The organism is Paenibacillus sp. FSL R5-0701, from assembly GCF_037973995.1.
Taxonomy (GTDB): domain Bacteria; phylum Bacillota; class Bacilli; order Paenibacillales; family Paenibacillaceae; genus Paenibacillus.
This window is the reverse complement of record NZ_CP150230.1, coordinates 1,572,769-1,592,038: the sequence shown is the minus strand read 5'-3', so window position 1 is coordinate 1,592,038 and position 19,270 is coordinate 1,572,769. Positions and strand designations below refer to the sequence as shown.

Below are 19,270 nucleotides of genomic sequence, written 5' to 3'. Positions count from 1 at the left end.
ACGCCTACCTCCTTAGTACGATTTATTCTTGTCCCAATACTGCAACGCTTTTACTGGGTCTGAGTACCGATCCTTGATATATTTCAAACCTGCAAGAGATTGCTGATATGGATCACTCCAATCAACCTTATTACCTCCATAGTTTTTGCGCGTCATATTTAAAAATTGAAATAACCCTGCCGCAGTTGATTTAGGGTTCTTCGCATTCGAATTAAAACTTGATTCCCTAGCTACCAATTCAAGCGTTGGCTGTAACCAACTATCAGGATAGCCAAGTGTTTTCAGGGCTCTACTCACTGAACTACTGGCAGTGGCATAATTCTTAGGATTCGCTGCCGCATCCTTGGTCGCTTTGTAGTAGTTATTATAACTTAGCGCCCCACCAGTCCCGTTGGATGTGGGGCTGGCTACTTTCCCGCAGTGTTTGCCCCTGTTGGTGTAGGCGTTGTGATGTATTTCTTATCGAACTCCTGTATCTCTTTCGTGGTCAGACCCATGGACAACATGACTTGATCATCTTGCCCCTGTGGTAAACCGTATCCAGCAATCTGCTGGTAAATTTGTTCTTTGGTTGCGGAATCTTTAGGTGGAGCATACTTCTCTGTGGTTGGGTCGATGTACTGCGCCTGTAAAGCACTCAACACCTGACCAGCATTCATGCCGCTATACTCTGCCGGTTGTGTGTTGCCCAGTCCAAGCCATGCACGAGAGTTTTCATCCTGACTAATGCCCAACATAGCTTGTTTATATAAACTGTCATCTTGCTGTTGCAGCTGCTGGAGGGCGTAATTAAGGCCAAACTGTGTTGCGTTCTGCTCAAACTGCGCAGTCCATTGACTGTCTCCGATGGCGTCACGTGCTTGCTGGTAGGCAAACTGATCTGCTCTAAATTGATTGTCTACACCCACCTGTTGTTGGTTGAATGCTTGGTTCTGTCCGGCCAGACTAAGTGGTGCATTTGGATTAGCCGCCTGTCTAGCCAGCCCAGTCCAATCGTTCTGCGGTGTAATGATACGTCCAGATGCATCCATGTACATGCCAGCTGCCGCTAGATTCGCCTGTCTGTTACCCAGATCTACTTGTTGCCCCGCCAATGTGCGGATACCTGGATTAACTTGTGCAGCATTCGAACGACTTACATTAGCGCCGTATTGACTTGCGTCTATACCCATACCCGTTAATTGGTTACGAATGAAGTCAGCTTGTTTGCTCAGGACTGATCGATCCTCTGCCGTAATCCCTTTTGTCTCTGCCTGTTCCTTGAGACTAAGAAGGTTATTGATTGCATCACGCGCTTCTGTCGGAAGGTAGTTTCCCGTAACCTGTGCTTCCTGCAACGGATTCTGGAAGTACTCTTGATTCTGCAAGCCGTATAGACTGCCGAGGTTACCGATTGCGTCCTGTCCCACGCCGTAATTCATTTGCTGTACCTGTAGATCACGATTCGCATCGTCGTTATAACGCTGGTATGCCTGTTGCATCAGCTGTGGTACGAGGTTATTGGCGATGCTCTCCATGGCGCTGTTGCCAAGACTATTCGCTACCGTTTCGCTCCAGGAAGATTTTCCTTGGCCTGTTGCCCGTAACCCTGCATTCGTGTCCGCCTGCTGGTTCATGACGTTCTTTTTCGCTTCAGCCAACTGCGCTTGGTATGCAGGGTCAGTGTTTTGGTCATATGAGAAGGCATCAGGTCTGTTGAATTGGAACTGTGATTGGTTATTTATAAAGTTGTCGATCTTGCCAAGCGTGGCTTCGGTACGACTACCCGGTACCGCATGATTCTCAGGTGGCTTCACCCCACTTGCCTGCACGTTGGCTGCTGCCTGTGCCATCGGACTTTGGTATCCCAGATTCGTATTGAGGTATTTCGTCTGTGCGCCAGTGTCCAAACCCTGCTGCTGCCGGTTCGTGATCGTCGCCAATGTCCGGGCTATCTCACTTTGCCGATAATCATCGTTGTTCTTAATCTGAGCTTGATTCGAAGCAATCCCTTGCCGCCCTGCTGTGTTGGCTGTGGCGTAGTTGATACCACCATTACCGAGAGCAGGGTTTGATTTAACGTTTGCTGCTGCTTGTGCCATGGGTGACTTGCTTGTTGTAACGGTTCCTGTGACACTTGGAATAGCTGATGCTATACCACCAGTCCCAGCAAAAGGATCTTTCTTCTTCACCACTGTTCCTGTTGTCTCGTAAGCCATGTTGCACCTCCCTTGGGTAATAGAAAAGGGTACCCGTGTGGGCACCCTTAGGTTAAACCTTGATTAAGTTATTAATAGTAGATATGAAGTCCTCGAGCGTCACGTCATGCGGGGATAAACGGTCAAGGAGTTTGTCCAAACCCTCCGAGTTTGTTACTCCCAACACTTCACATATGCTCTCTTGAGTCATGGTGAAGGTGATCTTTTCCATGTTTTCCCCCTAAGAAGTTCGGGGTGTTGCATATACAATGTATATGTTATACTACACCTGAGGTAGGTGTTTACTTTGTACACACCTAACATTCGATGCAACATGCAACACCTTATATTTTTTTGTCACCTCTCAACCGCCAAGAAGAATAGGTGACGACGGTAGAGTCGCTATGTAGCGGCTCTTTTTATTTGCTTTTTTTGCATTTCAACGTAGTTCCTCCTCTCATGTTATATACATGGTAGCACAGGTTCAATAATATGCGGTAATACTTTCGTGGCAATTTTTTTTAATAATTATTCCGCCTACTCCAGCGAACAAATTTATCGTATCATAGGAAGCTGTCACTACAAAGTTTTCAGCAATATTTTTACGCTGCCTTTTTGAGTGACAATCTGTTGATGTAATTCGATAGCACTACTTTACGTTCTTGAAACTCAATTCCGCCTACGATCAACCCGATGTCTACTCTCTGTAACGTTTCGATGTTACGGATCTGTTCAGTCGTGAGGTAAGGACGGATAGACTCGCCTTTTTTTATCCCGTGTTCTTCCCTGAAACTCTTGGCGCTCATCCCCAGAACAATGCGATTAATCATATCTGCTTCATTAATGAAGTGATGTGGCTTAGGCTCTTCACGTGCGTTATAGATTGCTTCTGTCAGAGCTGGATATTCCATTCGAGCAGAATTGAGCGAAAAAATGAATTCTTCCATTGCTTCAAATCGATTCAGCAGACCGATCTTAATAGCTGTAGCCTTTCTTCCACTAAACCCCATTACGATTAGCATTGATCCCTTACGAGTCATGAGGACTTGTCTGTTTTTCTTACCAGAAGCATCCTTATATTTATCTTCAAAGAAATTCTCCTTAAAGAATTCTTCGATGTTCTGCCCTGCAAGTAATTGGACTGTCTCGTCACTCAGCGCATTTTTGCGCTCAGTGAGTTCAGCCCCACTGACCACAATTTTGTGGTGAGTGATTTCGTCTATACTTCTTAAGATAGTATCATGTCTTTTATCAAATTCCTCAGCCACCTGTCTACTACTGTACAATGCCTTTCCCTTCATCTCATACAACATACAATCCGGATTAAGAATCAGTTTGGTACTCATTAAGAATCCTCCTTGTAAAAAATATTTTACAACAGTAAAATAAACTAATGGTTGTTAAGATACCTCTCTGAGAAGTTCGTCGATACAGGATAGTTTGAAGATATCCTTCAATGAGTCTGCTGTTTCGATAGTCAACTTCGACTTACCTTTTTCTATCTTGAAGTAGAACTGTTGGGACATACCCAATGCTTCCGCTACTTCTTTTTGAGATAGAAAGTTAATCTTTCTCAGGTATTCCAATCGTGTAGATGGTTTAGGCATTTGTTTTTCCACCTCCTTCCACATCTATGAATTTAATAATACAACCATTTGTTTATAATATCAATACCAAGGGGTAGATTTATTTGGATATTTTTTCTTTGCGCCTTAAATGGCTTAGAGAACGACTGAACATCTCTCAAAAAGAAATGGCAGAGAGAATAGGAGTTTCACAGCAGTATTACAATAAATTTGAAAAAGGTACTGGTCAACCTAACCTTGAGACACTTTACAAAATTCGATCCGTTACCGAGGAGTCGATTGATTTCTTAATTGGTTACCATTTCGAAGATAAAAAAGCTCTTGATTTATACGATTTCTATTGCGACTTCAGAATAATGCGAACCAATGCTGAGGAGATGCTTGAACATGCAGCCCTAAACGTCGACGAGTTTGATCACGATGAAAAGTTGCTACAAGAAAAATTCAAAATCATCCAGAGTTATCACGACCATATAAGAGACGCAAGATCAAAGGAACACAAGTCGTTTGAAGTGTTCTTTGAATATATTTCTCAAATACCTGGGTTTGGTGGACACGTAGCTACTAAAGAATATTGGATCAACCTTTTCGATTACTACCACGATAATGATGTTGAACTTTCAAAAGAGTTTTTGGCCGAATGGAAATCAGATCATCCTTCTAATACTGTAGAATAACTTTGTGTACAGAGGTATTGACAATACTTTTTTTAAAACTAGCTAAAGCTGAATAAAATACTGATCAAAAAAAGGACTCCTCAAACTGAGGGGTTCTTATTCTGTTATATACTATTCATGCTGTTTTCGAATTTAAACAAATATAAAACATCACTCAGTGACACGATGTCACTATGTCACAAATTACTTCGTCCATATTAAGGACGAATCAGAAAATTCGGATACCTCGTAATTTACGACGAAGCAACGAGGCTCACATCAAATTGATGCCACCCTTTGAAAGTTACTTCGTGTATATTACGTACGAAGCTTGCTCTCCTTGTAATTTCAAGGACAGGATTCGGACCCCTCGATTCAGAAGGTCCCAATTCGAAGTACTCATATAGTGAGTATGGTAAATATTTCTAACATTCCGATTCAGAAGGTTAGAATTTCGGATATGGCAATTTACCATGTCTGGGTTTTCCCCAGTTTCGGGGAAAAGTAGCTCGGCTGACTTTTCAGCCCAGCGCTATCCACTTAACGGATACCATCCAATCTGGATGATGTGAATTCTATCCACTTAACGGATAGTAATCACTCGGCCCAAAGTTGGACTCAGCTCATAACCGTCAATCTGACGGATGCAAAAAGGGACTCCTCAAACCGAGGGGTCCTCTTCTCAATTCTCGTATGCAGTGTACCACCAACGAGTTGTTGGATAAAATCAAATCATTAAAAAATTTATTTTGTAGCTGTTAACATACTATAACCCAAGATCCCGCGTTTGTTCAGTGGTTTCTAAAATTTATTTCAACGCAGCCAGTTGAGCTTCGAGATCGGCAAGTTCTGCTTCGAGAGTGGGTAAAGAAGTTTGGGCTTCTTTCTTCTCTGTATTCATCCGGTCGAGCTCAGATTTATAATAATTATAATCTTCCTCTCTCATGGAACCGCCTTTTCCGTTCTCAAAATTATCTACGTATATCTTGGATACTTTGTAAGAGGTGCTTTGTTCAATGTTTATTTTATAATTTGTGTCGCGAATTTCATTTTCGGTCTTTTTTATTTCACTTCTTAAGGCATTATATTTTTTATTATATTCCTCTGTTTCTTGCCACATTTTTTCTTCTTCTTGCTTTGCCCTTATAGAGTGATCACTTGTTTGGTTTTCAGAAGTTGATACCAAGTTTACTTCACTAGAATTCACACTTCCCACCTCAATTCCATCGACTGAATTAACTACTGTTCGTACAGGAAGATAAGTAGTATTGTTAATAATCCCACCTTCTCCAATTACCACTCCATCCTTTTTAACCGTAATTACCTTTGCCACTTCACCGCCTAGGAGTTTTGAAGTAGCGGCCTGAATGTCAGGCGCAAAGGAAATCGTTACGCCAATTACAGCACCAACGAACAGAAGTCCCAAATTTTTAATTGAATTTTTCATAAACGCACCTCTTGTTAGATTTTGGCACGATTATATCATTTTTTTTAGAAATCAACTAGTTTGTTCGTGGGTATGAGTTCCTGCGACCCTGTATGTCCAGGTTACGCCATTCACATCCTTGAACTGAGTACCGTCTGGAATTCCATGGTTATGAGCACCTGATGCTCCAGTAGAAATACCAGCGACTGCCTTCTCATCAAGTTCGACTCCCAGGTTGTAGCCATCGCTACTTAGGATATCAGTGAATCTGGGTAACGTAAGATTACCGCCAGTGACATTTATCTCCATACCCCCTATACCATCAAGAAGGAGGGTTCCGAGAAGTGTACTGAACCTAGCCTTCACTGCTCCTCCGTGTACAAATACAAAGGAAGGTACTCCAGAATCATCGGAAAGAACTCGTACAAAGTTATTGGCATCAATATATGCTCCAAACAAATTATTTGTATTACTCATCTCCGCTTTTGGATACCCTGTTTTGTTAGTAGAAATATACGATCCATATATCTCCACGGACTCTATCAACCCTGCTACGATATGCCCCAAGTTAGCGCTGATGGCGGATAGCTCACCAACGTCTATCTTGTCGGCTACTACTGCGCCTGCTTGGATCTTCTCAGTCGTGATTGATCCAGCTTGCAGCTTCTCGGTGGTGATCGCCTCAGCCTTGATGCTGCGTGCCTCTATGCCCTCAGCCCGGATGTTGTTCACGTCCAGCGTGCCGTTGATCATAAAGTCAATATCCTGTAGGCTCCGTGCGATTTTGTTAATGTTGTCTTTCAGGTACGACTTCACTTCTTCCAGATCCTGAAACGTTGGTGGGTTTCGGAATGCTGGTGCTACGTCTTGAATTCCCATGGTACCTCCTTAATAGAGCGGTAATTGCCGCACCTGACGTGTGATCTCGTGCAATCGAATGTAACCTGTTCCCTCCAGCTTGATCCGGACTGTGTTTTCCAACACGAACTTTCTGACCGGAATAATAATCCGCTGGGCGGCTACAGATGATGATGTAATTGTGCTGACCAAATCCCAACTTTCTCCCGATGCCTGGCTGGATAAGCTAATGTTCATCACGCTTCCCACGGACATCTCTGCGATGATCCACATCTTCAACCAGCGCTGACGCTGTGCAATGGATTGATTGGTGAACGGTTTGGTCACTGCTTTCCACGCGATTGGGCTTGCAATATCCACCGTGCCACCCAGTTTCAGCACCTGACCCGTAGCTGTACCGATGTACAAGTCCTGACCGATGGATGCATAGCAAGTGGGTACTGGTGTGACCCAGCGTGTCCATGAACCAATGCGCGGATCATACACCAGCGTTTCTCCGCTTTGTGTGCTGAAGTATAACCGTATCCCGTCTGATCCTGCCGCACTTGCTGTGCTGACATTGGGATAGAATGTTTTGATTGCCTCGCTGAACCCTTTGTCCGGCAATGCGGCAGCTGAGTACTCGTAGATACCTGACTTATGCATGAAGCGCAGTGCACCTTCGCGTGCGGTGACTGCGTTATTGTTGGCTACACCTTCATCATCAGTAACCACACGGCTGTTAAAGTCAGACGGCTGACCACCCATAAGCAGATGAATAGATGATGGCATGCCGATGGTCAGACGGTACAGGCTACCAGACAGCATGTTGATGTCTTCACCGTGCGAGGACTCAATCGTTTTACGGTAGCTGTCCTGTTGATTGCCTGCGAATGCATTCCAGTTCTCTGGCTGATCCAATGCAGATGACCATAGCTCGTTCCCTACGGCGCACCAGAGCCTGTTTTGGTACGTGGTGATGTATTTTCCGTTGGACGGTGCGCCACTCAATACAGATACTGTAGAGCCGTTGTACTTACGCATAGAATCTACGCCATTACAGCCAATCAGATTCACGCCATTCAAATTACCATCGAAGTTCGTGAACGACCATTCAGCTGATGTGTTTAGGCCACTTACCAATGTAGTCCAAGCTGATCCGCTCCAACGCCGCCAAGTGCCATCGCTGAACACCGCATGAAGCTCACGCCCACGCCACACACCCATGCCTAACACACGGGTACCGAACGTACCCAACAACGTATAACCCGGCCTAGTGGAGATAGCCGGGTAGTCGTCGGTTGTCAGGTTCTGCATCTCAGTGAAGTACGTGTCTTCGATGGAGTACGGATCAAACGTATTCAGTCCACGAAACTCTCTGATCGGAATCGGTTGCATCATGCCTTCCAGCGGCTGATTTTGGGACGGTTTATATTGTACGGGCCTCATTGTACTGCACCCGCTTGATAGTTCTGTGATGCCACGTTCCACGCTGCCTTGTACTGGTTCTCGTAGTTCGATGCCTTCACGCTATCGTCCTGGCTATTTGCCAGCATTGCCGCCAGTGCAGGGATAAATGTCCAGTGATACTCCTCGGGCGCATCCGGTGACACACTGAGTGCGGTAGACAGGAACGTTGTTGTGGCGATTCGATGGTAACGCAAAAAGCCTCTTAGATCAGCATAAGGGGCTGGGTAGAGCGATATGGTTTTGGTTGTGTCGTCGTATGCAAATGCGTTCTGAAATGGTGTTACGTCCTCACGATCCATACTGCGGTACTGCGATGGGCCGACCAGCACCATGTCAATGTTCTTCTGCCTGACTTCTGCTGGCAGTGGGTAGTCGGTCTGCCCAGCCACACAATCGAATTGCGCAACCTTCGGGATCTTGACCACATTGAAAAAGTCCTGATTCAGCGCGTTCAACCAGATGACTTTGTCGGCCACCGGGACATCGTTGGGCACCAGCATATTCGCTTCTGAAATGATGTCAGATAAGTTCATGAGATCACCCCTGTTCCGTAATCAGGTCTCCATGCCCGTTAGCAGTCAGGTAAGCATCGATGCCAGGCTTCAAGTCTGCTCGTCGCGAGATCACGTAATCATACGTGTACACCTGAGTAATAATGCGATAAGCCATGTAATCTGCCATTACAACGCACCTCCAAATACGAGATCGTCTATCGCTTTCTGCATGAGCTGTTGGTTCCTCTGTAGATCCTCAATAGCTTGTGTCACATCGGTAGGATCTTTCGGTTTTAGCGACTCATCAATCTCGAAGTTTGTACCGTTCCAGCGGTAGTACCCTGCGTTTATTCCTGCGGGTAGGTGTGTCATGTCCAGTTCAACCTCTGTGTAGCCTTCGTGTGGGTATGTGATGGCGTCTCGGATAATGTTTCCATCCAGTTGAAAGTAAAATTTATTCATAGTCTACCTCCAGATTAATATTGCATCTTTGGTTTCATTTGCAACGCCTGCTGACAAAGCGTATCCAGCTCCCGCTGCGTCAACCAGATCAGACGCGAGGTTATTACTTTTAAGCGCTATTAGCGAAAGGTCGTACAGAGAAACAGCTGATGCCAAGTCGAAGACTGTTACAGCGACGGTATTTGTTGTAGGCTTGAAATCTAATGATGTGCTTTGAGCAGGTAATACTGGGCTCGGATCAGACATTTTCTTAAATGCATCGCCATTGACAATGTAAAGAGTAATGTACGCGCCCGTTGCGTTGCTCACTCCTAAATAATTACCGTCCCGACTATATGCCACAAACGTTCCGTTGCCAGATGGTAGGCTAGATGGGTCATCCAACTTAGTGAATGTATCCCCACTACGCTTATAGATTATCAGTCCACCAGCGGCATTATATGCCGCTGCCAGTTGGTTACCATTTGGACTCCATGCAACACTAACAGCTACCGCCAATGGCAGGATTGAAGGGTCTGATAGTTTGGTGAATGTATCTCCACTACGTTTGTAAATTGTCACGAAAGGTGATGTCACTTGCCCTACTGCCAAATACAATCCATCACTGCTAAATGATACCCCTCTGCCGTCACCGGAGGGCAATGTCGCGGGATTTGCAAGTTTGGTGAATGTATCTCCACTACGTTTGTAGATGGTTAAAAATGGTGAGTTTGCATGAACAACCGCTAGATACACTCCGTCTGAGCTCCATGCAACACCATAAGCGGTGCTTGCAGGCAATGTCGAGGGATTCGCAAGCTTGGTGAATACATCTCCACTGCGTTTATAAATTGTTAAAAATGGTGAGTTTGCATGAACAACCGCTAAGTACACCCCGTCTGAACTCCATGCGACACCATATCCTGCCCCTGAGGGTAAAACAGTAGGGCTTGCAAGCTTGGTATAGGTACCTCCACTAATCTTATAGACGGTTATAAACGGTGTGACTGTATGCCCTACCGCTAAATACACTCCGTCTGAACTGTACTTTGTCGAATGAGCTCTGCCGGTTAGCGTAGGTATTGACGCACCTAAAGGCTTGTTTTGTAAAACTATAGGATCATTTGCCGCAATTGTATCAGCGTACATAACGGATTGTTGTAATTGTCCGTTAATCTTCACCTCCCCGCCGCCGCTATCTGCTAAAAAATCCAATCCCACTTTGCGGAAGGTGTACGGTGTATTGGCCTTCAAATCCCCTGCAGCGTACGCTGTGCCATCCTGCTTTTTAAGGGGTGTTGCGCCTAGATCGTTAATGTTCAGTGTTGGTCCAGCGGCATTTGTTATATGCGGCACAATCGTGATTCCAAATCCATCAGGAAGTGTTGTTGGAACAGGATCTAGTGTCACCGCATAAGCAGATGATGTTCCCGATGTGGCAGCGTATCCCGGTTGTCGGATATAGTTCGCAGTGGCATTAGCCAAAGCTTGATTTACCTCAGCGCTAACCTCTGCTGTAACACCGTCCGTATATTCATTTGCTGATATCAGCGCCGCATCTGCTTTGTTCTGTGCTCCTGCTTTCGTTTCTCCTTCAATCCGTACAAACTGAGCATCGGAGCCACTCATTAAACCAGCGTTACCATTGGTTATTGCGTTAGGAATGACATCAGTTCCTCCTGTGATGTGGCTTGACGCATGGGCACCAGGTGTTGCTGATCCTGTCGCTGTGATTCGTACTTCTTTAGTAATCGGGTTCGTTGTAACTGTGATGCCAATATCTCCGACAATGAAAAACTCATCAGTTGTATTGGCAGCTGACAAATTGTTTACCTTCGAGAATGAGTTCTGGTTGACTTGCGCACCTGTCTGTACCCCGTCCAGTTTCCCCTTATCTGCTGCTTCCATGAGTCCATCCGTTGATGGAGTAGCCAATTCTCCAGTGGCTTTGCTATTCCATTCCGCTTTTTCAGCATCCGTTACGAACCGGTTGTCCGAGTCCTGAGCGATAATGGAAGGTGGATGTGTTGCAGGGTGAATATAGTTATTGGCGCCAGATGCTACACCGTCCAGTTTCGCTTTATCCGGCCCAGTCATGAAGCCTGCTACTCCACCAGCAACCACTACCGCATGTGCCACCCCACCTGTCCCGATATGCGCATTCAGGTTTTCGTCCGAATAGTCTTTAGCCGCCTGCTCAGCTGCGTCTGCCTTCTCCTGCGCACCACCCGGTGTCTCCCATTGGGACTGGGCTTCTTGTGCGATATCTTCACTTGTATTCCGCCATGGGTATCTACTCATGCTTACCACCTCTCTGTAACGGAATACCGTTCGTACCCGTTGTTTGCTGTTTCGTATTCGTTCAACACCTGACGGTACCTGTAGTCAAATTCCTCCGACTCTTTCCCGCTGGTGATTTCTTTCAAAACGCCGTACACGAGTACCATGTCAAAGTCCGGATCAAATCCAGTAGGGCCATCCATGTCCGCTAAAGCCAGTTCCCGTAGTACTTCAGCATGGAATATTTTGATACCCTCTGGAGTGTCTACCTCCGGGTTGGGCACGATACCGATACGATCACCGGAAAAATAGTAATACGGTTTCTCCTTTAGCCTCTCATTGAATTGCCGCAACGGAATGCGTCTCCAGCCATCGTTATCGTTGTGGAATGAATCCATCTTCACGTCCACGTCTACCACGCTTCCTGGTGGGCACGGGAGAACATACAGTGCCTTGTCCTTCACCAGGTCGATTGCGGTACAGATGACATTCGATTGCTGTTGAGCAGATCCGAAGTTACGGACAAGTCTGTCACGCACTTGCGACACCTTGCGAACAATGGAAGCGGGAGAGAGGAAATTAGGCGACTTCTCCGCAATCTCCTCCACAACGTCTTTTAAGAGCATTTCTCACCACTCCTTCATATTTGCCTTACGCGTTCTCTAAAGCTGTGATACGGGCCGCCAGTTCAGCGAGAATAGCTTGCACGTTCGTTGCTGTGCCCGGTGAAATCGCTGTAGCTGTAATCGTTGTTGCTGGGTGCACGTGGTTACCAGCTGCGGCTGTGGAAGCTGTGGTGCCAATAGTCAAGTTTGATGTACCTGCACCAAGGGCTGTACGGGCTGCGGCTTGGTTTGCGGCAGTCAATACGCTTTTACCTGTAGCTGTGGCATCGGTGATACTGTTTGATGTGATGGTACCTCCACCGCCTCCACCAATGTCGATAGGCCCACCGTTTGCGTCAACGAAGACTGTGTAGTTAGGCTCCCGCTTTTCGGGCAGGCTTGGCGCTTCGGCTGCGGGGATGATCTGTATGAAGTCCGGCTGTCTGCTGTGATTCAATGGCATCTGTGTTCCCTCCAATCATTTTTTCCAGCAGTTCATTGGTACGCTGCTGTTCTTTATAGATCGCATTGAGTGCGTCCAGTTCATCACGAAACATGTGATTACCTCCAAAAGAAAAAGAGGGGCAATATGCACCCTCTTAGTCTGTTACGTTATGGCCGTAGATGAAGGAGTAATTAGTGAATCCATAACCCCAACGTCCAACAACTTTGAATTTGGTTACCTCAGTGTCGAAGTCCGTTACCGAACCATTCTCCGGTTTACGTCTCCACTGCCAGTGATTAAAGCGTTTCATGCGAGCGAAGTCAGCAGCAAACCAATTCTTACGATGGGACGCCGCAATGAACGGGTTCACAATGACCTTGATGTTACCCATGTACATGTTGGCATCAAAGTGGTTGCTTCCTGGCTCATATTTTGGCAGTTCAGCATCTGGCAGACCAGCGATTTTAAAAGCAGCACGTGCGTTGTAAGGAGATACAATCAACGTGTCTGGAATGACTGCCAATGGGTTCCCTCTATCGTCTTTCCACTCTTGCATGGATACAGCTGTTTCGTCCCAAGCATCCAAAGTCAGCGGCTTGTCTCCCAGGTTGGACTGTACATCCGTTGCATTTTTTGGGCTGTACGGGTGATCTGCTGCACACAATGGCTTACCGTCAGGTCCCAAGAACGATTCCATGCGTCCTCTGAAGTTTGCTCCATCAGGAACGAATGCGTTGTTTAGGAACTCCACCGCCTGTAATTGCTGTGTTTTGTACACGGCATCGGCCAGACCCATGATACGTGTTTTGATCTGAGTAAGCTGCAGATCATCGATGAAATCTCGCTCGATCATGCGGCCATCCGAGTACTTGCGGTTACGAATAACTTTTTGCCACAACTCGTCAATGTCCTCATAGTAAACTTGGTTATTCGAACGGCTCCATTCTTCCATCAGACCTTCAGCACCGATACCTTCGTATGACTCGCGGTCTTTTGTGGAGCTGCTGACGTTGTACATCAGAGGGATATAGTCTTTTTTATCTTTTGTTTCGAGTGAATACAGCTCTTTGAAGATAGGCTCAAGGACTCGTTGGTCCCATTGAAGTTTTGTTTGCATGTGTTATGCTCCCCTCTCGATTACGACAACTGGCGGTTCTTAACTTTGAACCGTGCTGTCTTTTTATTTGTGTTAATCGCCATTACAGACAAAGGACCGCCAGTTACGGTGGCCGAGTTTGCCGACAATCCATCAGCCGCCAATGCAATTGCAGATGCGCCTGGAGTAAATCCTGCCGCTGCTGTTCCACTGTAAGGTGCGTCATACCAGTCACCCTCCCGAGCCAAGATAACCTCAGTCTCTTTGTCCGTGCCTGCTTCTACATTTGCAGTCAAAAATCCGGCAATCGGGTCAGTGGCACCAGCTTTTGTCCAGCGTCCTGCAACCAGCTTCACAGCCTCGCCAGCAAAACCAGCTTCATCGTTAGTCATCAGAAACTCTGTGATACGAGTGGGGTCATTACCGTAATCGTTGTATACATATTTGAATCCTTGTGCCATGGCTTAACGCCTCCTGTTTATTCAAAGTTTTTTGCATATTTGTTAGCTTTTTTCGGGTCAAGCCCAAACATAGCGAATGCACCGGTTAACTCTGCTGGTGCCTGTGGTTCCAGCGTTCCAGCCGCTTGCGTCTCCACCTGTGCCCGTTTGTTCAGGCGTTGGTTTTTCAACACCGTCTGTTCCGCACGTTTACGCTCGGTGGCGCTCAGTTTATCGCGGTGCACAAGCTCATACGCATCAATCGGGTCGTAACCACGTTCAATGCGTGCATGCATCTCTTGGGTAAGCCAAGGTGCTGCGGCTCCATCGTCCGTGACTTCCTGTGCTAGTTCCGGGTACTTCTTGAACAGATCCTGCCAGCCTTGCACCAGTTGCTGTTGTTGCTGTTCCTGTTGGCGTGTGGTTTGCTCTGTTTCCTTGCTTTGAAGGACCTCGCGCGCTTGTTGTAATAGCGGGTGGTTATCTAGGTACTGATCAAGCACGTCTGGGTCAATGCCTGCATTCATGGCTTCTTCCCGCATGCTTAGCTTCAGTTCATCGAATTGGTCCTTCTGTCTCTGCTGTGCTGTGGCTTCAATCTGGTCGATGTTGTCCAACAGATCGGCGTGGTCTTTGTATCCCTGCTGTTTTGCAAGGCGATCAAGGGCCGATTCATATTGCTTCACTCGACCTTCCACCTTCTCGTAATTCAGTCCCTTACGGGCATGTACTGCCACTTCTTCGTCTGGGATGAATACGTCTTGACCGTTGTATTTGACTGTGATGCCTTTCGGTTGTTCGTCAGCTTCGAGTGCTGGCTCTATGGGTGGAGCATCTTCCTCGTGCTGATCGTCATCCGGATCTGGGTCATCGTCGTCTCCATACGGTAAGTTAAAGGCTTCATACGCATCACGCATTGCTTGTTGTTGATCGTCAGCCTGTGGGTGGGCTGTTTCTGGTTCTGTGACGGTATCGCTATGGGTGGCGATGTTGTCGATGTCTTCCATGCTTAGTTCCTCCTAATCCGCTATGGGTGGCGGCAGATATAAAAGGCCAAAGGATTCTCACCCTTGGCCGGGCCCTGCTGGTTGCATCAGTTGTTGGGCAACTTTAGCGCCTTCCAGATTCATCTTCTGTTGTTTCAAACCTTGCTCAAATTCACGGTCACGCTGTTCACGCTCCATCTGCTCACCACTAAACTGCTGTAGTGCCTGCTGCATGGATTGGTTCTCTTGGCTCAACTGTTGTACCTGAGCTTGTGCCTCCTGCGCTTGTTGCTGAGCCTGCATGAATTGTTGTTGCTTGCCTGATTCTTCCTCGATACGACGCTTGATTACGTCCATCGGCTCCATGCGACCTGTGGTAATGACGTACCGGACTGCCTCTGCATCAATCATCGGCTGTTGAGTGATCGGGTCCACCGTCTGAAGTAGATTGAAAGCCAGTTGCAACCAGTACTCCCGGTCCTGCGGCTTGTCCACTCCGATCTGCACCAGTATGTCAAACTCCGGTACAAACTCTTCTTGGACCTCCACAGGCTCTGGCATCATGCTCATTGAGTCCATCTGACCCATCATGTCCATTCCTTGCATCGGATCAGGCGGATGCATGTCTCCTGCACCCATCTCCTCAACCATCGGGTCAGGTGGCATGTAATCAGACGGTACACGGGAAACCATGTTGTCTCTACTCATCGTCACTGTACGCCCTGTCACACGGGCGATACGTTCCGTGGTATAGAACTGGGCTATCAACTCCACATACTGGCTGAACACCTCTTCTAGCGCGTCCTGTATCAAGTCAGAGACGGTGTTGAGCCTTGTACCCGCCGCTGCCATGAGTGCTTTGGCCTGTGCACCACTGGTGACGTTGCTGTTGGCCTGCCCATTGGCACTGTCGAACTGCCCTGGGATCTTCTGCAGCATCTCGTCATAGTAGTTCAGCATGTTCATGATCGTCCCCGGCACATTAACGCCGTCCAGTTCCTTCACACCACCCATGCGCCCAGTTTCTACTGGAAGCATTGCTCCGGGCATAGAACGTTGTTCAGCCCATGTACGAGGCTTGGATATAGCTCCTTCTTCGTACATCATCGCCGCGTTACCCTGCTTCGCCATGGTCTCGACTGCAATCTCAGCGTATTTGTTCTTCATGATCTGCGGCTTGATCATATCCCGCATGAAGCCCTTGCCCCACGGATTACCTTCTGATGGGTACAACGTTCGGGCTACGAATGGATATTGGCCGTGATCGAACACATATGCTTTATGCTCCAAGAACACGCCTGATGTGGTGATGTAGATGCAGTGCACGCCTTCCATCTTGCCATCAGCCTTTGCCAGATACTCGGAAGGGTCAACGCCTTCCATCAGCTTCTCCTCAGCCATTTCACGGAACAACTTCTTATCCTCCGCACTCACCTGCTTAGGCAGTCCACGGTACCAGTACTCAATGAGTCCGGACATCTGTTGCCGTGTAGCGTCTGTGCTCAGGTTGCCATCGTCTGAGTCAATATTGAACACATCAGTCTCAAGCGTGCCGATATCCGGCTGTACCTTCTTACCTTGCTTGGGCCAGCGCTCTTTAAAGTACTCCAGCGGCTTGGGCACGTTTATGATGATGCCGCCCATCTTCTGGAGGTAAATGAAGTCTTTAATGCGTGGGTCCGGGAAGAATGTACCGAAATCAACTGGAATGATGTCGTTTCGCCCTTCGTACCGGTTCATCCCACGTCCACCTTCGACTGTTGGGTCAAAGACAGTTTTGTATATTAACGGGCCATGAATGACCATGCGCCGGACAGCTCGGGTGTGTTTCTGTTTAAACTTGATCTGTCGCAGTTCAAACGGCATGAAGTCGTTCAAGTCCCGGGCTTTTTCCTCGTCTCCCTCTTCCTGAGCCGTGAAGTTCGGGTAGGGCATCCATCCAGTCAGCTTACCGACAATGGACTCAATCTGCGAGAAGGTGATGTTCTCCACCGCATCCGGACGAAGCTTAGACACCGCATCTGAGCGCAATCCCTTCCAATGGTCGCCCATGTAGAAACGTTGTTCCTTACGCCAGATGTCGTCCATCTGCTGCCGTGACTGCTTGAACACTTGGTAGTCCTGGTACACCGTGTCGTAGATCCGTTGTTCCTCCGGTGTATTCGGGTTTACTGAGTCTTTCTCAGCTCCGTTCTCTGTGAACAGCCCCTTGAATCCTTCCTGTATCTTTTTCAGCGTGCTCATTTGTCATCAACCTCCAGCACGTTCGGATCGTCATGCCAACTCATCGGGCTTCGTGTCTCCAGCGGTTCGGCTGGCTTCTGCTGGTTGTTGTACATCGCATACTCACCAGCGTTACGGGCTGTCAGGCGGTTGGTCAGATCCTTGATGATCTTGTCTTTGTCACGGTGCTGCAAATACAAAAAAACGTTGGTTCCCAGAACCACCGCTAATAGTACGTATTCCATTTCATCACCTCACCAGAATGAAACTACCTCAGGCAGATCATCGTCGTCGTCATCAAAATCAACGCGTTTGTTCGGCAGGGACTCTGGATTAGCTCCCCATGCCCCTTCATTTGTGCTTGCATACGGTTGGCTCATCACCCAATACCTCATTGCATCAGGTACGTGGTCAAGTCTGTGTGCTGCTACATCTTCAACATTGCGTTCATCGTGCATCATTGCAGGAATCGCTTCAACGGCGTGTGCACAGGTGTTAAATATCTTCAGTCTGGAATGTTTGTACTGATTTCCGGTGACATGATCAACCTTATCCGTCACGTGCAACCATTCCCTGAGCCGCTTCCATCCATTGATCCGTTCTTTTTTAGCCTGAATCAACGGCACGTTCTTGGTCGCAAATATCTCAGCAGGAGTGATATTCTCCGTCTTTGCCTTGTTCCAGAAGGACGTATCCGCCACATTGTACTGGTACTGTTCATACACCGGACTGTTCAAGCGCACCAACTCAACCTGTTCACTCGTCAGCAACTTAGTTTGAACCAATTCCCGATACAAGTACCCAGTACCATCTGGCCCGACTGCAAACCACAGGCACACAAACGGGTCTGTATAACCCTCATCCAATGCCCTGTACCGTTTCCACTCCCTTGGTATTTCGAACGGCTCTATGACGTGTACAGCGCGTGTAAACTCAGCAAAGTACTGTCCTGCGAATACATCCCAGTCACCTTCAAGTAATTGTTTACGTTCCACATCAGACAAAGCCATCAGACGCGCCAAATAACCCGGATCTTCTCTGAGCAGGGCTTGGTTATCATATAGGTTTGCTGGTATGAACAACCTACTCCGTATGATCGGTTCTCCTGGTGTAACCCCTGGTATACCTTCTGGCCAGACTAGAATGTTTCCATCTTCGTCCGTCTCAGGTACTTCATACGTAATCTCTGGTGGTCCCAATGATACAAATCGCTTCTTTACCCACGAGTGACCTGCACCTCCGGGGTTCGTCGTGCTTCTAACACTACGAGGGAAAGGCTTGCTACCACGTAGACGCGACAACATGTATGTGTACCATCGTTCCTCGAACTGGGTTAACTCCTCCCACCGGATCACGTCATACTCAGCGCCCTGGTAGTTCATGTAGTCAGCGTCACTGTCCCAGTATGCTAATTCCAATATGCTCCCGTTGATGAATGACCACTCGTGCTTCGAACTGTTGTACTTGCCCAGTTCTTTCGGATACACCTGAAGCGTCCTTGAAATGATGGATCGCTGCAAATCGGGGAATTTACGCCGGAAGATGATCTGACGGCTACCCGGGTATTGCATGGCGTATTTCAGCGCATCGAATATCGTCCCTTCCGACTTCCCTCCACCTGCTGCGCCGCCGTACAATATCTCATCGGCTTCTGCTTGGTGGAATACTTGTTGTCGTGGTTGCGGCTTATAAGGAATAATCACCTTACTCATCCTTGCTCATCCCCGCATCAAATACGACTTGCAGCGCACCGCCATTTGCTCCTGATACTTCCACCTTGTCCTTGAACATGCCATAGTGTTTTGCCACACTGTCCAACGCGCCTTTAGCTACAGCTGGGTCCTCTGTCATGTTGTTTTCGATAAGATCCTTGTACCTCTCTAGTACCCATTGGACACTCATACCTGATTCTTCCTGTAATTTGTCCGTTCTTTGTCCGATTTCGGACATTACGTCAACATTTGTCAACAAACGGCTTGCTGCACGCCTTGCTGCCTCCTCGGTACAATTGTACCCGGCACGCAGATAAGCTGCCGTTCCGTTCATGTCTTTCATGTATTCGTTAACGAAATTCATTTGCTTCTCTGACAATGCCATGGGTATCACCT

Annotated in this window: 22 protein-coding genes; 1 reads left to right on the top strand and 21 read right to left on the bottom strand. The window is 47.4% G+C overall.

Annotation, left to right across the window (positions count from 1 at the left end; all coding sequences use genetic code 11):
• Positions 1-12: 12 nt before the first annotated feature.
• The 4 genes from MKZ13_RS07300 to MKZ13_RS07285 form a co-directional block, all read right to left on the bottom strand.
• Positions 13-297 (bottom strand): transglycosylase SLT domain-containing protein, encoded by a 285-nt coding sequence (locus tag MKZ13_RS07300; protein ID WP_339182917.1) that lies wholly within the window; start codon positions 295-297, stop codon positions 13-15.
• A gap of 110 nt (positions 298-407) precedes the next feature.
• Positions 408-2,198, bottom strand: coding sequence for a hypothetical protein (locus MKZ13_RS07295; RefSeq protein ID WP_339182915.1), 1,791 nt, complete (start codon positions 2,196-2,198; stop codon positions 408-410).
• Between the two features lie 581 nt (positions 2,199-2,779).
• Positions 2,780-3,523, bottom strand: a complete 744-nt coding sequence (locus MKZ13_RS07290) for a Rha family transcriptional regulator (protein WP_339182913.1) — start codon at positions 3,521-3,523, stop codon at positions 2,780-2,782.
• Positions 3,524-3,577: 54 nt separating this feature from the next.
• A complete protein-coding gene (locus MKZ13_RS07285; RefSeq protein ID WP_339182912.1) occupies positions 3,578-3,784 on the bottom strand; it encodes a helix-turn-helix transcriptional regulator in 207 nt (68 codons plus the stop codon).
• An 83-nt stretch (positions 3,785-3,867) separates the two neighbouring features.
• On the opposite strand from MKZ13_RS07285, the gene MKZ13_RS07280 reads away from it, so the two are divergent.
• Positions 3,868-4,440, top strand: a complete 573-nt coding sequence (locus tag MKZ13_RS07280; protein ID WP_339182910.1) for a helix-turn-helix domain-containing protein — start codon at positions 3,868-3,870, stop codon at positions 4,438-4,440.
• Between the two features lie 787 nt (positions 4,441-5,227).
• On the opposite strand, the gene MKZ13_RS07275 is transcribed toward MKZ13_RS07280, so the two are convergent.
• From MKZ13_RS07275 to MKZ13_RS07195, 17 genes are read right to left on the bottom strand one after another with little or no spacing between them, the layout of a single operon-like run.
• Positions 5,228-5,866, bottom strand: coding sequence for a hypothetical protein (locus tag MKZ13_RS07275; protein WP_339182908.1), 639 nt, complete (start codon positions 5,864-5,866; stop codon positions 5,228-5,230).
• A 51-nt stretch (positions 5,867-5,917) separates the two neighbouring features.
• Entirely contained in the window at positions 5,918-6,724 is an 807-nt protein-coding gene (locus tag MKZ13_RS07270) for a hypothetical protein (protein WP_339182906.1), read from the bottom strand.
• Positions 6,725-6,733: 9 nt separating this feature from the next.
• Positions 6,734-8,131, bottom strand: a complete 1,398-nt coding sequence (locus MKZ13_RS07265) for a hypothetical protein (protein ID WP_339182904.1) — start codon at positions 8,129-8,131, stop codon at positions 6,734-6,736.
• The gene (locus MKZ13_RS07260; protein WP_339182902.1) at positions 8,128-8,652 is read right to left on the bottom strand and encodes a hypothetical protein; all 525 of its coding nucleotides are present in this window, start codon (positions 8,650-8,652) and stop codon (positions 8,128-8,130) included. Before MKZ13_RS07260 ends, MKZ13_RS07265 begins: the two co-directional genes overlap by 4 nt.
• Positions 8,653-8,689: 37 nt before the next feature.
• Positions 8,690-8,833, bottom strand: coding sequence for a hypothetical protein (locus MKZ13_RS07255; RefSeq protein WP_339182900.1), 144 nt, complete (start codon positions 8,831-8,833; stop codon positions 8,690-8,692).
• Positions 8,833-9,108, bottom strand: a complete 276-nt coding sequence (locus MKZ13_RS07250) for a hypothetical protein (protein WP_339182898.1) — start codon at positions 9,106-9,108, stop codon at positions 8,833-8,835. Before MKZ13_RS07250 ends, MKZ13_RS07255 begins: the two co-directional genes overlap by 1 nt.
• 3 nt (positions 9,109-9,111) lie before the next feature.
• Positions 9,112-11,388 carry a WD40 repeat domain-containing protein gene (locus tag MKZ13_RS07245; RefSeq protein WP_339182896.1) on the bottom strand — a complete coding sequence of 759 codons (2,277 nt, stop codon included), beginning with the start codon at positions 11,386-11,388 and terminating at the stop codon, positions 9,112-9,114.
• Between the two features lie 2 nt (positions 11,389-11,390).
• Positions 11,391-11,993, bottom strand: a complete 603-nt coding sequence (locus tag MKZ13_RS07240) for a hypothetical protein (RefSeq protein ID WP_339182894.1) — start codon at positions 11,991-11,993, stop codon at positions 11,391-11,393.
• Positions 11,994-12,018: 25 nt separating this feature from the next.
• A complete protein-coding gene (locus MKZ13_RS07235; RefSeq protein WP_339182892.1) occupies positions 12,019-12,435 on the bottom strand; it encodes a hypothetical protein in 417 nt (138 codons plus the stop codon).
• Positions 12,347-12,529 (bottom strand): hypothetical protein, encoded by a 183-nt coding sequence (locus MKZ13_RS07230; protein WP_339182890.1) that lies wholly within the window; start codon positions 12,527-12,529, stop codon positions 12,347-12,349. The genes MKZ13_RS07235 and MKZ13_RS07230 overlap by 89 nt, the downstream gene beginning before the upstream one ends.
• A gap of 42 nt (positions 12,530-12,571) precedes the next feature.
• On the bottom strand, positions 12,572-13,534 hold the full coding sequence (locus MKZ13_RS07225; protein WP_339182888.1) for a Mu-like prophage major head subunit gpT family protein: 963 nt from the start codon (positions 13,532-13,534) through the stop codon (positions 12,572-12,574).
• A 20-nt stretch (positions 13,535-13,554) separates the two neighbouring features.
• Positions 13,555-13,974 (bottom strand): hypothetical protein, encoded by a 420-nt coding sequence (locus MKZ13_RS07220; RefSeq protein WP_339182886.1) that lies wholly within the window; start codon positions 13,972-13,974, stop codon positions 13,555-13,557.
• A gap of 17 nt (positions 13,975-13,991) precedes the next feature.
• Positions 13,992-14,960 carry a hypothetical protein gene (locus MKZ13_RS07215; protein ID WP_339182884.1) on the bottom strand — a complete coding sequence of 323 codons (969 nt, stop codon included), beginning with the start codon at positions 14,958-14,960 and terminating at the stop codon, positions 13,992-13,994.
• 57 nt (positions 14,961-15,017) lie between these two features.
• Positions 15,018-17,183: a hypothetical protein gene (locus tag MKZ13_RS07210; RefSeq protein WP_339182882.1), complete on the bottom strand. Its 2,166-nt coding sequence runs from the start codon at positions 17,181-17,183 to the stop codon at positions 15,018-15,020.
• Complete coding sequence (locus MKZ13_RS07205) at positions 17,180-17,407, bottom strand: hypothetical protein (RefSeq protein ID WP_211080974.1); 228 nt, start codon at positions 17,405-17,407, stop codon at positions 17,180-17,182. The genes MKZ13_RS07210 and MKZ13_RS07205 overlap by 4 nt, the downstream gene beginning before the upstream one ends.
• 9 nt (positions 17,408-17,416) lie before the next feature.
• Positions 17,417-18,874, bottom strand: coding sequence for a phage terminase large subunit (locus tag MKZ13_RS07200; protein ID WP_339182879.1), 1,458 nt, complete (start codon positions 18,872-18,874; stop codon positions 17,417-17,419).
• Positions 18,867-19,259 carry a terminase small subunit gene (locus MKZ13_RS07195; protein ID WP_339182877.1) on the bottom strand — a complete coding sequence of 131 codons (393 nt, stop codon included), beginning with the start codon at positions 19,257-19,259 and terminating at the stop codon, positions 18,867-18,869. The genes MKZ13_RS07200 and MKZ13_RS07195 overlap by 8 nt, the downstream gene beginning before the upstream one ends.
• Positions 19,260-19,270 lie beyond the last annotated feature (11 nt).

What these genes read in the sequence shown, in the direction of transcription:
- MKZ13_RS07225 (WP_339182888.1), bottom strand. Translation starts at nt 13,534, where the DNA reads ATGCAAACAAAACTTCAATGGGACCAACGAGTCCTTGAGCCTATCTTC.
- MKZ13_RS07265 (WP_339182904.1), bottom strand. Translation starts at nt 8,131, where the DNA reads ATGAGGCCCGTACAATATAAACCGTCCCAAAATCAGCCGCTGGAAGGC.
- MKZ13_RS07200 (WP_339182879.1), bottom strand. Translation starts at nt 18,874, where the DNA reads ATGAGTAAGGTGATTATTCCTTATAAGCCGCAACCACGACAACAAGTA.
- MKZ13_RS07290 (WP_339182913.1), bottom strand. Translation starts at nt 3,523, where the DNA reads ATGAGTACCAAACTGATTCTTAATCCGGATTGTATGTTGTATGAGATG.
- MKZ13_RS07230 (WP_339182890.1), bottom strand. Translation starts at nt 12,529, where the DNA reads ATGTTTCGTGATGAACTGGACGCACTCAATGCGATCTATAAAGAACAG.
- MKZ13_RS07220 (WP_339182886.1), bottom strand. Translation starts at nt 13,974, where the DNA reads ATGGCACAAGGATTCAAATATGTATACAACGATTACGGTAATGACCCC.
- MKZ13_RS07270 (WP_339182906.1), bottom strand. Translation starts at nt 6,724, where the DNA reads ATGGGAATTCAAGACGTAGCACCAGCATTCCGAAACCCACCAACGTTT.
- MKZ13_RS07295 (WP_339182915.1), bottom strand. Translation starts at nt 2,198, where the DNA reads ATGGCTTACGAGACAACAGGAACAGTGGTGAAGAAGAAAGATCCTTTT.
- MKZ13_RS07235 (WP_339182892.1), bottom strand. Translation starts at nt 12,435, where the DNA reads ATGCCATTGAATCACAGCAGACAGCCGGACTTCATACAGATCATCCCC.
- MKZ13_RS07240 (WP_339182894.1), bottom strand. Translation starts at nt 11,993, where the DNA reads ATGCTCTTAAAAGACGTTGTGGAGGAGATTGCGGAGAAGTCGCCTAAT.
- MKZ13_RS07260 (WP_339182902.1), bottom strand. Translation starts at nt 8,652, where the DNA reads ATGCTGGTGCCCAACGATGTCCCGGTGGCCGACAAAGTCATCTGGTTG.
- MKZ13_RS07255 (WP_339182900.1), bottom strand. Translation starts at nt 8,833, where the DNA reads ATGGCAGATTACATGGCTTATCGCATTATTACTCAGGTGTACACGTAT.
- MKZ13_RS07275 (WP_339182908.1), bottom strand. Translation starts at nt 5,866, where the DNA reads ATGAAAAATTCAATTAAAAATTTGGGACTTCTGTTCGTTGGTGCTGTA.
- MKZ13_RS07205 (WP_211080974.1), bottom strand. Translation starts at nt 17,407, where the DNA reads ATGGAATACGTACTATTAGCGGTGGTTCTGGGAACCAACGTTTTTTTG.
- MKZ13_RS07245 (WP_339182896.1), bottom strand. Translation starts at nt 11,388, where the DNA reads ATGAGTAGATACCCATGGCGGAATACAAGTGAAGATATCGCACAAGAA.
- MKZ13_RS07210 (WP_339182882.1), bottom strand. Translation starts at nt 17,183, where the DNA reads ATGAGCACGCTGAAAAAGATACAGGAAGGATTCAAGGGGCTGTTCACA.
- MKZ13_RS07285 (WP_339182912.1), bottom strand. Translation starts at nt 3,784, where the DNA reads ATGCCTAAACCATCTACACGATTGGAATACCTGAGAAAGATTAACTTT.
- MKZ13_RS07250 (WP_339182898.1), bottom strand. Translation starts at nt 9,108, where the DNA reads ATGAATAAATTTTACTTTCAACTGGATGGAAACATTATCCGAGACGCC.
- MKZ13_RS07215 (WP_339182884.1), bottom strand. Translation starts at nt 14,960, where the DNA reads ATGGAAGACATCGACAACATCGCCACCCATAGCGATACCGTCACAGAA.
- MKZ13_RS07195 (WP_339182877.1), bottom strand. Translation starts at nt 19,259, where the DNA reads ATGGCATTGTCAGAGAAGCAAATGAATTTCGTTAACGAATACATGAAA.